At 71.1% G+C, this 13,415-nt stretch carries 12 protein-coding genes and 1 pseudogene; 9 read left to right on the forward strand and 4 right to left on the reverse strand.

Annotated features, from left to right (window positions below; translation table 11 throughout):
- Window positions 1–261 precede the first annotated feature (261 nt).
- Window positions 262–1,548, reverse strand: coding sequence for a cytochrome P450 (locus Scani_RS04205; protein ID WP_159470147.1), 1,287 nt, complete (start codon window positions 1,546–1,548; stop codon window positions 262–264).
- An 836-nt stretch (window positions 1,549–2,384) separates the two neighbouring features.
- Between Scani_RS04205 and Scani_RS04210 the strand changes: the two genes are divergently transcribed.
- Window positions 2,385–2,747: a hypothetical protein gene (locus tag Scani_RS04210; RefSeq protein WP_159470149.1), complete on the forward strand. Its 363-nt coding sequence runs from the start codon at window positions 2,385–2,387 to the stop codon at window positions 2,745–2,747.
- 42 nt (window positions 2,748–2,789) lie between these two features.
- Here the strand turns inward: Scani_RS04210 and Scani_RS04215 are convergent, their stop codons facing one another.
- Window positions 2,790–3,302 (reverse strand): DUF6624 domain-containing protein, encoded by a 513-nt coding sequence (locus Scani_RS04215; protein WP_308686551.1) that lies wholly within the window; start codon window positions 3,300–3,302, stop codon window positions 2,790–2,792.
- Window positions 3,303–3,542: 240 nt separating this feature from the next.
- Between Scani_RS04215 and Scani_RS04220 the strand changes: the two are divergent.
- The 4 genes and pseudogenes from Scani_RS04220 to Scani_RS04235 all read left to right on the forward strand — a co-directional run.
- Window positions 3,543–4,907, forward strand: a pseudogene (locus tag Scani_RS04220) (FtsW/RodA/SpoVE family cell cycle protein); the annotation flags it as partial.
- A 410-nt stretch (window positions 4,908–5,317) separates the two neighbouring features.
- Entirely contained in the window at window positions 5,318–6,772 is a 1,455-nt protein-coding gene (locus Scani_RS04225) for a penicillin-binding transpeptidase domain-containing protein (RefSeq protein WP_159470151.1), read from the forward strand.
- A 69-nt stretch (window positions 6,773–6,841) separates the two neighbouring features.
- Window positions 6,842–7,327, forward strand: coding sequence for an HD domain-containing protein (locus Scani_RS04230; protein WP_246295484.1), 486 nt, complete (start codon window positions 6,842–6,844; stop codon window positions 7,325–7,327).
- Between the two features lie 166 nt (window positions 7,328–7,493).
- The gene (locus Scani_RS04235; protein ID WP_159471684.1) at window positions 7,494–8,276 is read left to right on the forward strand and encodes an ABC transporter ATP-binding protein; all 783 of its coding nucleotides are present in this window, start codon (window positions 7,494–7,496) and stop codon (window positions 8,274–8,276) included.
- Between the two features lie 86 nt (window positions 8,277–8,362).
- Here the strand turns inward: Scani_RS04235 and Scani_RS04240 are convergent, their stop codons facing one another.
- A complete protein-coding gene (locus tag Scani_RS04240) occupies window positions 8,363–8,848 on the reverse strand; it encodes a MarR family transcriptional regulator (protein WP_159470153.1) in 486 nt (161 codons plus the stop codon).
- A 144-nt stretch (window positions 8,849–8,992) separates the two neighbouring features.
- Between Scani_RS04240 and Scani_RS04245 the strand changes: the two genes are divergently transcribed.
- Window positions 8,993–9,919 (forward strand): alpha/beta fold hydrolase, encoded by a 927-nt coding sequence (locus tag Scani_RS04245; protein WP_159470155.1) that lies wholly within the window; start codon window positions 8,993–8,995, stop codon window positions 9,917–9,919.
- Window positions 9,920–10,066: 147 nt separating this feature from the next.
- Here Scani_RS04245 and Scani_RS04250 read toward each other — a convergent pair whose 3' ends face one another.
- Window positions 10,067–11,176 carry a ferritin-like domain-containing protein gene (locus tag Scani_RS04250; protein WP_159470157.1) on the reverse strand — a complete coding sequence of 370 codons (1,110 nt, stop codon included), beginning with the start codon at window positions 11,174–11,176 and terminating at the stop codon, window positions 10,067–10,069.
- Between the two features lie 167 nt (window positions 11,177–11,343).
- Between Scani_RS04250 and Scani_RS04255 the strand changes: the two genes are divergently transcribed.
- The 3 genes from Scani_RS04255 to Scani_RS04265 all read left to right on the forward strand — a co-directional run bounded on the left by Scani_RS04255 (window position 11,344) and on the right by Scani_RS04265 (window position 13,409).
- Window positions 11,344–12,291 carry an AurF N-oxygenase family protein gene (locus tag Scani_RS04255; RefSeq protein WP_159470159.1) on the forward strand — a complete coding sequence of 316 codons (948 nt, stop codon included), beginning with the start codon at window positions 11,344–11,346 and terminating at the stop codon, window positions 12,289–12,291.
- Between the two features lie 74 nt (window positions 12,292–12,365).
- Entirely contained in the window at window positions 12,366–13,106 is a 741-nt protein-coding gene (locus tag Scani_RS04260; RefSeq protein WP_159470162.1) for a TetR/AcrR family transcriptional regulator, read from the forward strand.
- A 36-nt stretch (window positions 13,107–13,142) separates the two neighbouring features.
- Complete coding sequence (locus tag Scani_RS04265) at window positions 13,143–13,409, forward strand: DUF8847 domain-containing protein (protein ID WP_159470164.1); 267 nt, start codon at window positions 13,143–13,145, stop codon at window positions 13,407–13,409.
- Window positions 13,410–13,415 lie beyond the last annotated feature (6 nt).

Here is a 13,415-nt window from a genome sequence, read left to right on the forward strand (position 1 = left end):
GCACACCCGGTTCCGGGGCCGGGGCGCTGCCGGTGGGGGTGGGCCCGCGGCCGGTGTGGGGTGAGGGCCGTGCGGTGGCAGCCGATGTCCTCGGCGAACGGCCGGAGGGTGGCTTTCCGCATCCGCTCGCCCAAGAGGCGGCTGCGGATGGATGCACCGGTCGCGAGAACAAGGGGCGCTTCGGGTGAGCAAGCAGAAGACCGGGCATCCGGCCCATTGGCCAAATGCCCGGTCAGAAGGGGCGGGGTGCAGGGGGCGGGGTCAGCCGTCCAGCCGGACCGGTAGGGATTCGATTCCGTAGACGATGGAGAGTTTGCGGAATTCGAGGTCCTCCGGTTTGGCGGCGAGGCGCATGTGGGGAAAGCGGCGCACCAAGGCGGGGTAGGCGGCGCGGAGTTCCATGCGGGCCAACTCGGCGCCCACGCAGCGGTGGATTCCGTAGCCGAAGGCGAGATGGGAGGGGACATTGCGGGTGGGGTCGAACTGTTCCATTTCCGGGCCCAGTTTGCCGTCCCGGTCCGCACCGCTCAGGGAGCACAGCACCACATCTCCGGAGGCGATGTGTACGCCACCGATTTCCAGATCCTCACGGGCGAAGCGCGGGAAGGCGACCTGCACGACGGTCAAGTAGCGGAGGAGTTCTTCGACGTAACGGTCCACGACGTCATCGCCGTCGTGGAGGGCGGCGAAGTGCTTGGGGTCCTGGAGGAGGACCAGGGCACCGAGGGCCAGCATGCTGGCGGTGGTTTCGAAGCCGCCGGTGAGGACGCCGTCGGCGAGGCCCGCCAGCTCTTCGTCGCTGACCGAGTCGCCGTGTTCCTTCACGATCATGCCGAGCAGTCCGTCGCCCGGATTTTCGCGCTGCTTCTTGACGATGTCCCGGAAATAGGAAAGGGATTCGGATATGGCACCGAAGGAGGCATTTGCGCCGCTGAAAAGGTCGAAGCGGGCGGCGCTGAGGCGTTCGAAGTCGGCGCGGTCCTCGTAGGGGACGCCGAGGAGTTCGCAAATCACGAGGGAGGGAATGGGGAGGGCGAAAGCGTGGACGATGTCGACCGGGTCGCCGTCCTTGCCCGCCTTTTCCATGGCGTCGAGGCGCTCCTCGACGATCTCGTGAATGCGGGGGGTGAGCCGGGTGAGCCGGCGCATGGTGAATTCAGGCGTGAGAAGACGGCGAAGACGCGTATGCACCGGCGGGTCGGCGAATCCGAGTCCGCCGGGATTCTGTTCGGCACCTGCGCCGGCCTTGCCGACGAGGTTGGTGAAGTCCGAACTGAAGGAATTCGCCTTTCCCAGGACCGCCTTGACCTCGTCGTAGCCGGTGACCAGCCAGACGTTGGCGGCTATCGGTACGGGGAGCTTACTGATGGGCTCCCGCTCCCGGACGGCGGCCAGATCGCCCACAGGGTTGAGCCCCTCGCGCCGCAAAGGCATCAGGACGGACTCGGGCAAGAAAGACATTCGAGACAGGTCGAAGCCTTTCTTCTGAGTTCTCGCCAGATACATACGGCCGGCCCAGGCGATGATCCGGGAACGGAGAGTCGTCATGACGCTAATACTGCCTTTCGTCGAGGGGGACGGTCGTCCGCGCTCCGCGGCCCAAGACGGCCGGGACAGCGCGGCACCTCCACTCGGCGTGCACGGGTGTGACGTACGCCATAGCCCCTCGCTTACGGTGGTCATGGCACAGGTCCATGCCTACGACCGATGTCTTCGGTCGTCCGCATCAGCGTGACGAGCTCGGCCTCGGCCCTCTTCTTCTATTCGGTCTGGACGAGTTTACAAAGTGCCATTGGGCGCGTTCACGGAACAACCCGGAACGACCCTGAGCAACCCCTGGGGCGCCCCTGATTCTCCCCTTAGCCATGACCTCGGCCGGGCACCCCCTCCACTTGTACCGGATGGAGGGATTACGGAGGCGTGGAGTTGCGCAGGTGACCGCACTGCGCGGCCGGCCCGAGTGTTCGAGGCGCCAATGATGCTTTACCGAGGGGCCGTTGAGGGTGGGACCGGACGGGGGCGGAGGCAACGGACCATCGAACCCATTGAGGGCGGCCGGGGCGGGAAGGCCGCATTCACGGACCTCCCGCCGTCACTCATTGTGACGAGTTGCGGACTCTCCGGGTCCTCTCTAGCGTGAGAAGGGAACGAGACAGGCGGCAGGCCCGGCGCGGTGCGAGAGAGCGGCGCGGCGCGGCAGAGAGAAACCGCACGACCGACGGCCGCACTCGCAGCCGGGAAGGTGCGAGCGGCACCCGCATCGGCGGGGCGTCAACACCGGCGGGGCGCAGGCCCCGACCCGTCCGCCAGGTGACGCCGGCGGCTTCGCTCATCTCACCCCGCAGGGAATCCCCTGGGACTCTCCCCTTCGCAGGAGGAAGCGCATGTTTCCGCAGTCGAAGTCCGGCAGGTTCGGCTTGTTCGCCCTGTGTGCTCTTTCCGGTGTGCTGGCCGGGGTCGTCGCGGCCGGCCCCGCCCTGGCGTCCGGCGACAGCGAGGGAGACAACCTCGCCGCGTACGAGGGTCATGTCGTCGCCGAGGACGGGCTGGTGCTGCGCATCGGCCCGAGCACCCACTACCGCGTGGTCGGTTCGAAGGAGTACGGGGACGTGGTGGGGATCGTCTGCAGGGTCAAGGCGGAGCGCATCGAGGGCAACGCCATCTGGTACAAGCTCTCCGACGCGTCGTACGCCTGGTCCTCCCGGCGGGACATCGTGAGCGACGGGGAGGAACCGCGTTGGTGCTGAGGTGAGGCGGGGCGTCGGCAGCGGCCCGCCGCCCCTCGTGTCTCAGGTCACCGCGAACTTGGCGACGTACTCCTTGAAGGGCTCGATGCCGGCCTCGGCCCGCAGGGCGTCCATCCGCTCCGGGTCGTCACAGGGCCAGGGGACGGGAGAGCCGCCCTCGATCCCGGCGATCTGGGTTCCGTAGATCTGCTTGCGGCCCTCGTTCACCAGCGTCCGGTCGCGCAGGAAGGCCAGCTCGCGAGGGCCTGCCGCGCCCGCCGCCACCGCGGCCTCCATAAGTCGGAGCGCCCGCCGCTGGACATCGAGCTGCCGGTCGGCGTGCTGGGCGATCAGCCAGGCGCCGCGTGCGGCCTCGTCGCCGACCAGCTCCGCCGTCGGCCAGCCGTACGCGTCCATGATCTGGCGGAGGCGGTCGCCGTGCCGGGCGGTGAGGCGGCGCCAGGCCAGTTGCTCCGCGGGGTCCGCGCTGTTCGCGCCGGGGGATGCCGCGTGGTCCTCCTCGGCCATGCGGATGAGTTCCGCGGTCAATGCCGCCGTGCCGTGGTCGTTCGTCACTTTCGCCCCCTGCGCTGCCTTCGACGGGTGTCCGTCCCGGCCGCCCACGCTAGGGGCTCGTATCGCCGCGAAGATCGTTCCGGAGAACGGTGACAGGGTGGGGCGGTTGCGGCGATACTGGATCTACGCCCGAAACCGGCCCCGTAGTGGGTCGCTCGGGCTGCGGGGACGCCCCGAACGTCGTATCCGACATAACGGAAATAGTGCCCGCCGCTTGCTACGTTGCCAGGCATGACGGCAATGGCAAGGGCAGCGGTCGCCGCGCGCCCTGCGGACTCTCCCCCACCCCCGCCGTCACTGCCCCGACGACGCGGCGTCGAACTGGCCCTTCTCGTAGGCGCCGTCGTCATCAGCGTCTGCGGATATGTCGTCGTGGGGCTGGCCCGATGGCATGCCCTGCCGGGCGGTGCGCTCCGCTACGGCGCCGGGCTCGGCGGGCTGGCGCTGCTCGCCCATCTCGCCGTGCGCTTCCGCGCCCCGTACGCCGATCCGCTGCTGCTCCCCACCGCCGTGCTGCTCAACGGGGTCGGGCTGGTGCTGATCTTCCGGCTCGACCAGGAGACGCCCGGCGACCATGCCGCGCCCACCCAGCTGATGTGGTCGACCGTCGGTGTCGCGCTGTTCACGGCGGTGGTGGTGCTGCTGCCCGACCACCGCATGCTGCAGCGGTACGCCTATGTCTGCGCGGCGCTCGCGCTGCTGCTCATGGCGGCGCCGATTCCCTTTCCCGCCATCAACGGCGCGAAGATCTGGATCCGTTTCGCCGGATTCTCCATTCAGCCGGGCGAGTTCGCCAAGGTGCTGATCACCGTCTTCTTCGCGGGATACCTCGCCGCCAACCGCGGCGCGCTGGCGCACACCGGGCGCCGGGTGTGGCGGCTACGGCTCCCGACCGGCCGGGTGCTCGGGCCGATCGTCGCGATCTGGCTGGTCAGCGTCGCCGTGCTGGTGCTCGAACGCGATCTGGGCACCTCGCTGCTCTTCTTCGGGGTCTTCGTCGTCCTGTTGTACGTGGCCACCGGGCGCACCGGCTGGATCGCGATCGGGCTGATCCTGGCGGGCATCGGGGCGGCTGCCGTCGGCACGCTGGAGCCGCATGTGCACAGCCGGGTCGAGGACTGGCAGCATCCGTTCGCCGGCATCGCGGCGGGCAAGGGGCCCGGCCAGCTCGCCCAGTCGCTGTTCGCGTTCGCCGCGGGCGGGATGTTCGGCACCGGTCTCGGCCAGGGCCACTCGTCTCTGATCGGCTTCGCCATGAAGTCCGACTTCATCCTGGCGACCTACGGCGAGGAGCTGGGACTGGCCGGGCTGACCGCGCTGTTTCTGCTGTACGCGCTGCTGGTGGCCTGCGGATACCGTGCCGCGGTCGCCGTGCGGGACCCGTTCGGCGGCCTGCTGGCCGTGGGCCTCGCGGCGCTGCCCGCCATCCAGGTCTTCGTGATCGCGGGCGGGGTGATGGGGCTGATTCCGCTGACCGGGATGGCGATGCCGTTCCTGGCGCAGGGCGGTTCGTCCGTCGTCACGAACTGGATCATCGTCGCGGTGCTGCTGCGGATCAGCAACGGGGCGCGGATGCCGCGTGCGGAGGGGGCCGGTGAGGCGGGCGGGGGCGGGAGGCGGACGGATACGGCGGGGAGCGCCGGTGCGCGCCCCGAGGTGAACGGGGCGGCGGGCGAGGCCGGGAGCGGTGGGGCGCACGCTGCCGGGAGTGAGCACGACGTGGTCGCGCACGACGGCAGGAGCAGTGCGGCGAATCTGCCCGGACGGGGCACGGGGCTGGGGGCCGGGAGCTGGGTGGTCGGTTTCATGAAGCCGGCCACGCCCCGGACGCCGGAGGCGGAGGGCGGACCGCGGGAGCGGAGCGGGCCGCGGGAGCGGAACCGTCCGGAGCCGCAGAGCGACGTCGCGGCGCAGAGCACGCCCCAGGAGCCGAACCCGCCCCGGGCGCCGGGCGGGCAGCCGGCCGCGCCGCCACCGGCCCCCGCCGATGACGCGCCCTCCCCGGAGGCCGGCCGTTGATCCGCTGTATTCGCCTGACCGCCGCCTTCTCGTTCCTCCTCCTCGTGGCGCTGCTGGTCAACGCCGGCCGGGTGCAGGTCTTCGAGGCGGAGAGCTACGGGGCCAGCCCGGCCAACCGCCGGGGGCAGATCGTGCGTTACGCCCAGCCGCGCGGTGCCGTGCTCGTCGCCGGCCGGCCGGTCACCGGCTCCCGGGACAGCGGGGGGCGGCTGCGCTACGAGCGCACCTACACCGAGGGGCCGCTGTACGCGCCGGTCACCGGCTACTCCTCGCAGACCTACGGGACCTCGCTGCTGGAGCGCGCGGAGGACGGCATCCTCTCCGGCGCCGACGACCGGCTCGCCACCTTCCCGTGGTGGGACCGGCTGACCCACACCCACCGGCGCGGCGGCAGCGTCCACACCACCATCAACCCCCGGATGCAGCGCGCCGCGTTCGACGGGCTGGGGGACAAGAAGGGGGCGGTGGCGGCGATCGAGCCGCGTACGGGGCGGGTCCTGGCGCTGGTCAGCACACCGTCGTACGACCCGGGCGAGCTGTCGGGCAACGGCACCGCGGTCGGCGAGGCCTGGCACCGGCTGAACGGGGCGGAGCAGCAGCCGATGCTCAACCGGGCGCTGCGCCAGACCTATCCGCCCGGCTCCACGTTCAAGGTCGTCACCGCGGCGGCCGCGCTGGAGAGCGGCAAGGTCACCGATATCGACGCCCCCACCGATTCGCCCGACCCCTACCCCCTGCCCGGCACCGACACCCGGCTCGGCAATGCCGCCGAGGGGTGCGAGGACGCGTCGCTCAAGGACGCCTTCCGGGCCTCGTGCAACACCGTCTTCGCGCGGCTGGGCGCGGAGATCGGGCTGCCGGCGATGGCCGGCACGGCCCGGAGGTTCGGCTTCAACGATCCCCGTCTGCGGATCCCCTCGCTGGTGGCGGTCAGCAACTTCGATACGCGGATGGACGCCTCGCAGGTCGCGCTCTCCGCCATCGGGCAGTACGACACCGCCGCCACACCGCTCCAGATGGCGATGGTCGCGGCGGCGGTCGCCAACGGAGGCCAGCTGACGTCCCCGTCGCTCGTCGACCAGGTGACCGACGCCCGGGGTGTCCTGGTCTCGGGCGGTCCGCCCCGTCCCACACGCCAGGTGACGGGTCCGGTCACGGCGCAGCAGCTCCAGGAGATGATGGTCGACGTCGTCGAGCACGGCAGCGGGCGGCACGCCGCGATCAAGGGCGTCACGGTCGGCGGCAAGACCGGCACCGCGCAGCACGGGGTGCGCAACGAGGGCACGCCGTATGCCTGGTTCATCTCCTGGGCGAGGGCGAAGGACAGTTACGAGCCGGCCGTGGCCGTGGCGGTGGTGGTCGAGGACGCGGCCGCCGACCGTGCGGACATCAGCGGCGGAGGGAGCGCGGCCCCCATCGCGCGGGCGGTGATGGCGGCGGCGCTGGGCTGAGGGCGGCGCCGGCGCCGGGCCGGGGAGAGTCCTTCGCGGTGGGCCCGGTCCCGGCGGCACAATGGCCGTATGGCTGATGCGATCCCATCCATGGAACCTGCTCCGCCCCCGCTGTTGTCCCTGGCCGAGGTGGAGGCGCTGGCCCGGCGCGCGCATTCCGGGCAGACCGACAAGGCGGGCCGCCCGTACGCCGAACATCTGGCCGCGGTCGCGGCGGGGGTGCGCGAACGGGGCGGCAGTGATGAACAGATCGCCGCTGCCTGGCTGCACGACGCGGTCGAGGACGAGGCGCTGAGCCGGGAGTGGCTGGCCGGTGCGGCGCTGAGCGAGTCGACCAAGGCGATGATCCTGGCCGTCACGAAGCGGGCGGCCGAACCGGTCGAGGAGTACACCGCACGCATTCTGGCCACGCCCGGGGCGCTGCTGGTCAAGGAGTCCGACCTCGCGCACAACGCCGATCCGGAGCGGCTGGCCGTACTGGACGCGCCCACGCGGGAGCGGCTGACGGCCAAGTACGCGCGGGTGCGGGAGCTGTTGGGGCTCTCCCAGCCGTAACGGGCGCCGGGACCGGTCCGCACATCGGACACCTCCGCAGAAAGGTGCTGTACACAGCTAGTCTGCGGCGATGAGTCCTACGCAGCCTTCGCAGCCACGGGAGTCCTCGCCGGCCGGACCGTTCCCGGGGCCGGCCGCCCCGCCTCCGGACCCCGGAGCGGCCCGCGTGATCGCCGCCCTGGAAGGCGTCGGCGTCCGCCGGTACACCACCGGGCAGGTCATCCTCGACGCCGTGGACTGGAGCGTGCGGTCCGGTGAGCACTGGGCGCTGCTCGGTGCGAACGGCGCCGGCAAGACCACCATCCTGCGCCTCGTGGGGGCGCTGATGTTCCCCACCGTCGGCACCGTCGAGGTGCTCGGGCACCGGCTCGGCGCGGTGGACGTCCGCGAGCTGCGCGCCGTCATCGGGCTGGTCTCCGGCGCGCAGAAGGTGCTGCAGGACGCGACGGGGCACACGGTCGTGCTGACCGGCGCGAGCGGCACCGTGCAGCCGCTGTGGCGCACCTACGACGAGGCCACCCGTGAGCGCGCCCATGAGCTGCTCTCCGAGCTGGACTGCAAGGAGCTGGCCGAGCGGCCGTACGGGGTGTGCTCGGGCGGCCAGCGGGCCAGGATCCTGATCGCCCGCGCGCTGATGGCCGACCCCCGTCTGCTGCTGCTCGACGAGCCGTTCAACGCGCTCGACCTGCCCTCCCGCGAGGATCTGATCGATGCCCTGCACCGGCTGGCCCTGGGGCGTCCGGAGTTGGCGACCGTGACGGTCACCCACCATCTGGAGGAGCTCTCCCCGTCCGTCGGCCATGCTCTGCTGCTGCGCGAGGGGCGGGTGCAGGCGCGCGGCCCGGTGGACGAGGTGCTGACGGGAGAGCGGATGACCGCCTGTTTCGGCCGCCCCATCGAGGTGTCCCGGCACGAGGGGCGGTGGCTGGCCCGGTCCGGCAGGCGGTAGTCCGCCACGGCAAGGCGCACACCGCACCGCGTTCCCCCGGAGCCCCCGGCAGACGCCGCTGCTCCTGACTCCTCGCTCCTGGCTCCTCACTCCTCCCCGGCCGCGTCCCGCACCCCGCTCAGGAACCGCCGGATCGCCGCCTGTTCTCCTGCCTCGAAGGTGGCGAGCAGGTCGATCGTGCGGTCGATCAGCGGGCCGAAGAAGGACTGGCCCAGGGCGATGGCGCGCTCGTCGACCTCCAGCAGGACACGGCGCCGGTCACGGGTGTCGCGCACCCGCCGGATCAGGCCGAGCCGCTCCAGGCGGTCGACCAGCGCCGTGGTACCGGCGGAGTTCAGCCCCAGCCGCTCGCCGAGCCGCCCGGGGGTCGACTCGGCGCCGGCCCGGGCCGCGTCGAGCAGGCTGACCAGGGCCCGCAGATCAGTGGGGTGCAGGCCGTTGCGGCCGGCGAACCGCGCTCCCGCGAGGTCGAGCCGCACGGTCACCTCGCGCAGCAGATGGACGAGGTCCATCCCCTCCGGTTCCCGTCCCGGCTCCGGCTCCGGCTCCCCTGGTTCGTACCGCTTCGCCATGCGTCGTCGCCTCTCTCGCCCGATTCATGCCGTGACTTTCCCGGATCGCCGCATTATTACCTCGCTCACCGAGATACTTGCCGAACGAGGTGATGATGCGGAGACGCCTCGCTCCACCGCTTCCCGTCGTTCCGGAGGTGCACCATGACCGCAGCCCCCTCCCCGCACTCTCCCTCGCCCGCCCCCTCCCCCGCCTTCCGTGACGCCTACGAACGGGCCATGGCGCTCTGGCCGGTGCCGGTGGAACGGCTCGATCTGGCATCGGAGTTCGGCAGCACCCGGGTCAACATCTGCGGTCCGGCCGGCGCCCCGCCGCTGGTCCTGCTGCACGGCGGAGGCACGACCTCGGCCGTCTGGTACGCCCAGGTCGCCGCGCTCGCCCGGACGCACCGGGTGCACGCCGTGGACCAGATCGGTGCGCCGGGGCTCAGTGTGCACTCCGGTCGTGCCCTGCGGCGGCCGGAGGACCTGTTCGCCTGGCTCGACGGCGTGCTCAGCGGGCTCGGCCTGGAGTCGGTCGCGCTGCTGGGGCATTCGTACGGCGGCTGGCTCGCGCTGAGCCATGCCGTGCACGCCGCCGTTGCACCTCCCGCCGGCATCGCGGGAACGCGGGGACGGGTGGCGCGGCTGGTGCTGCTCGACCCGACCCAGTGCTTCGCCGGCTACCGGCCGTCGTACCTGCTGCGTGCGCTGCCGCTGTTCGTCCGGCCCGGCGAGCGGAGCACCCGGCGGTTCCTGGCGTGGGAGACGCGGGGCGCGCCGCCCGCGCCGGAACTGGTGCGGCTGATGGGCCTGGGCGCCGTCGAGTTCCGCGCCGCGAAGGTGGTCACGGGGCCGCGCCCGGATGCCTCCCGCCTCGCCGCGGCGTCGGTGCCGACCCTGGTGCTGCTGGCGGAACACAGCCGGGCGCACGACCTGCACCGGGTCGCCGCACGGGCCGGACGGACGCCGGGCGTACGGATCGGGACCATGGCGGGCGTCGCCCACCACTCCCTGCCGTACGACCGTGCCGACGATGTCAGCCGCCGGGTCCTGGACTTCCTGGATACGGGGCCTAAGGGCGCGGGTTGACGGGCGGGGCACTGCGGGCGCTGCGGGCCGCGATCAGCTGCCGGGATTCCGGCGGCGGGCGGAGGAGCGGGAAGAAGCGCTCCCCGAAGGCGTCGCCGAATGCGGCTCTTCGGGGCCCCCGGCGGGCAGGCCGACCGCCCGCCGCGCTCAGTCCTCGGCCGCCCCGTCCGCGATGGCCGCCGCGACCTCCGCCGTCCGGACCTCCTCCTCGGCCGCGAAGCGCTCCGCGTCGAGCTTCTCGGCGAGCTCCTCGTCCTCGGCCATGAGCAGATCGAGGTTGGAGTCGCCCATCTCGAAGACACCCATGTCCACATAGGCGCGCTGGAGCCGTTCGCCCCACAGTCCGATGTCCTTCACACAGGGCACGATCCGGCTGAAGAGCAGCTTGCGGAAAAGGTGCAGGAATTCGGAGTTCTCGGTGAATTCGGCGGCTTCGTCGTGCGGTATGCCGAAGTTCTCCAGGACTTCCAGACCGCGCAGCCGGTCGCGCATCAGGTAGCAGCCCTCGATCACGAACTCCTCGCGTTCGCGCAGTTCGGCGTCGGTGAGCTGCTTGTAGTAGTCGCGCAGCGCCATCCGGCCGAAGGCGACATGGCGCGCCTCGTCCTGCATGACGTACGCGAGGATCTGCTTGGGCAGCGGCTTGGTGGTGGTGTCGCGGATCATGCCGAAGGCGGCCAGTGCCAGGCCCTCGATCAGCACCTGCATGCCGAGGTAGGGCATGTCCCAGCGGGAGTCCTTCAGGGTGTCCGCGAGCAGCGCCTGGAGATTGTCGTTGACCGGGTAGAGCATCCCGATCTTCTCCTGGAGGAAGCGGCTGTATATCTCGGCGTGCCGCGCCTCGTCCATGGTCTGGGTGGCGGAGTAGAACTTCGCGTCGAGGTCCGGGACAGATTCCACGATCCGCGCCGCGCAGACCATGGCGCCCTGCTCACCGTGCAGGAACTGGCTGAACTGCCAGGAGGTGTAGTGCTGCCGCATTTCGCCGCGGTCCTTCTCGGTCATTTTGTCCCAGTACTTCGTGCCGTACAGGGACATGGACTCGTCCGGGGTGCCGAGCGGGTCGTAGGGGTCGACCTCCAGGCCCCAGTCGATCCGCAGCGTGGCGTCCCACTGCTTGTCCTTGCCCTTCTGGTAGAGGGCCAGCAGCCGGTCGCGCCCGTCGTCGTAATCCCAGCTGAAGCGTGCCGCACCGGACGCGGGCACCTTCCACACGGAGTCGCCTGGGTCCTGTACGTAGAGATCTCGGGTCGACACGGAGGCCTCCTCGGCTCGCCAAACGCCTTGTCATGGGCGGTCGTTGGCAGGCTCACACGTTTCTTACCGACGGGTCAATAAGTCGTGCACGGGGGATTGACGTCCTTGCTGACACGCAGTCTCATAAGATTCGACCGCGGGTAACCCACGAGCGAGGTAGCCAAGCCATGACGAGCGCGCCCACCGAGATGACCGTGACGGACACCGAAGTCCTGCGGGACGCCCTCGGTCTGCTCAAGGACCGGGAGCAGGTCGCCGAGCGGTTGCTCGACTCCTCCGCCAAGCACTCCTTCGACCCCGACACCGAACTCGACTGGGACGCCCCGCTCGAAGAGGGCAAGTGGTTCTGGCCGCCGGAACTGGTCTCGCTCTACGACACCCCGTTGTGGAAGCGGATGTCACCGGAGCAGCAGCAGGACCTCTCCCGGCACGAGGCCGCCTCGCTCGCCTCGCTCGGCATCTGGTTCGAGATCATCCTGATGCAACTGCTCGTCCGGCACATCTACGACAAGCCGGTGACCAGCGCGCATGTCCGCTACGCCCTCACCGAGATAGCCGACGAGTGCCGGCACTCCCAGATGTTCGCGCGCATGATCCAGAAGGGCGGCGCGCCGACGTACCCGGTCTCCCGCCTCAACCACAACCTCGCCCGCGTCCTCAAGACCATCTCCACCACCCCGGGCTCCTTCGCCTGCACCCTGCTCGGCGAGGAGATCCTGGACTGGATGCAGCGGCTGACCTTCCCGGACGAGCGGGTGCAGCCGATCGTGCGCGGAGTGACCCGCATCCATGTCGTCGAGGAGGCCCGGCATGTGCGCTACGCCCGCGAGGAGCTGCGCCGCCAGATGGTCACCGCGCCGCGCTGGGAGCAGGAGTTGACCCGCATCAGCTCCGGCGAGGCGGCCCGGGTCTTCTCCGTCGCCTTCGTCAATCCGGACGTCTACACCAATGTGGGCCTGGACCGGCGCGAGGCCGTGGCCCAGGTCAAGGCCAGTGGGCACCGCCGCGAGGTGATGCAGTCGGGCGCCCGGCGGCTGACCGATTTCCTGGACGAGATCGGCGTACTGCGCGGTATGGGCCGCAGGTTGTGGCGGAGCTCGGGGCTGCTGGCCTGAGGGCCCCGGCCATGGACCCCGTACACCCCGAGCACCTGTGCGAGGCGGAACCCGGGGCGGTTACGCTGCTGTTCATGAACGGCAGCGGCACCGCCCCAGCAGTACCCCGACCCGCCTACCGCAGGCTGAGCGTCGAGCAGCGCCGCAGCCAACTGCTCACCGCCGCGCTGGACCTGTTCGCCCAGCGCGCGCCCGAGGACGTCTCGCTGGACGACGTCGCCCTGGCCGCCGGTGTCTCGCGCCCGCTGGTCTACCGCTACTTCCCCGGCGGCAAGCAGCAGTTGTACGAGGCCGCGCTGCGCAGCGCGGCCGACATCCTGGAGCGCTGTTTCGCCGAGCCGGAGACCGGACCGCTCACCCGCCGGCTCTCGTGCGCACTGGACCGCTATCTGGCCTTCGTCGACGAGCACGACGCCGGGTTCAGCGCACTGCTGCAGGGCGGCAGCGTCGTGGAGACCACCCGTACGTCCGCGATCGTGGACGAGGTGCGGCGTGCCGCCGCCGACCAGATCCTGCGGCATCTGGGCGAGCCGGAGCCCGGCCTGCGGCTGCGGATGACCGTCCGCATGTGGATCACCGCGGTCGAGGCGGCCTCGCTGATCTGGCTCGACGAGGACAAGCAGCCGTCCCTCGACGAGCTGCGGAACTGGCTGGTGGACCACTTCGTGGCGCTGCTGACCGCCACCGCGGCCACCGACCCGCAGACCGCGCGGGTGACCCGGGCGGCACTGAAGCTGGAGACCGCCGAGGGCCCGGCGGGCGACCTGGCCCGCCGTGTCCTGCCCGTCGTGAGCGACGCCGCGCATCTGCTGTGACCGGCCGCCCGGCCGTGACGGTGTGACACTGAGGGCGTGAGAAGCGAGAACACCCTCTTCGTCGGCGGCCCGCTGGACGGCCGGGTCCTGCCCGTCCTGGTCGGCATGACCGGCCAGCCGCCGAAGACGTACGAGGTCCCGGTGCCGCACGACGACGGCCGCCCCCCGACGGTCCATGTCTACCGTCGCGTCCCCGGCCGGGTGGGCCGCCTGGGCCTGCCCAGCGGGTGGAAGTACGAGTACGCCCCCGAGGGCAAGGACCCCGACGCGGGCCCCAAGTGGCCCTGGCGCAAGCCCCGTTGAACCAAG

It is taken from the genome of Streptomyces caniferus, from assembly GCF_009811555.1.
Taxonomy (GTDB): domain Bacteria; phylum Actinomycetota; class Actinomycetes; order Streptomycetales; family Streptomycetaceae; genus Streptomyces; species Streptomyces caniferus.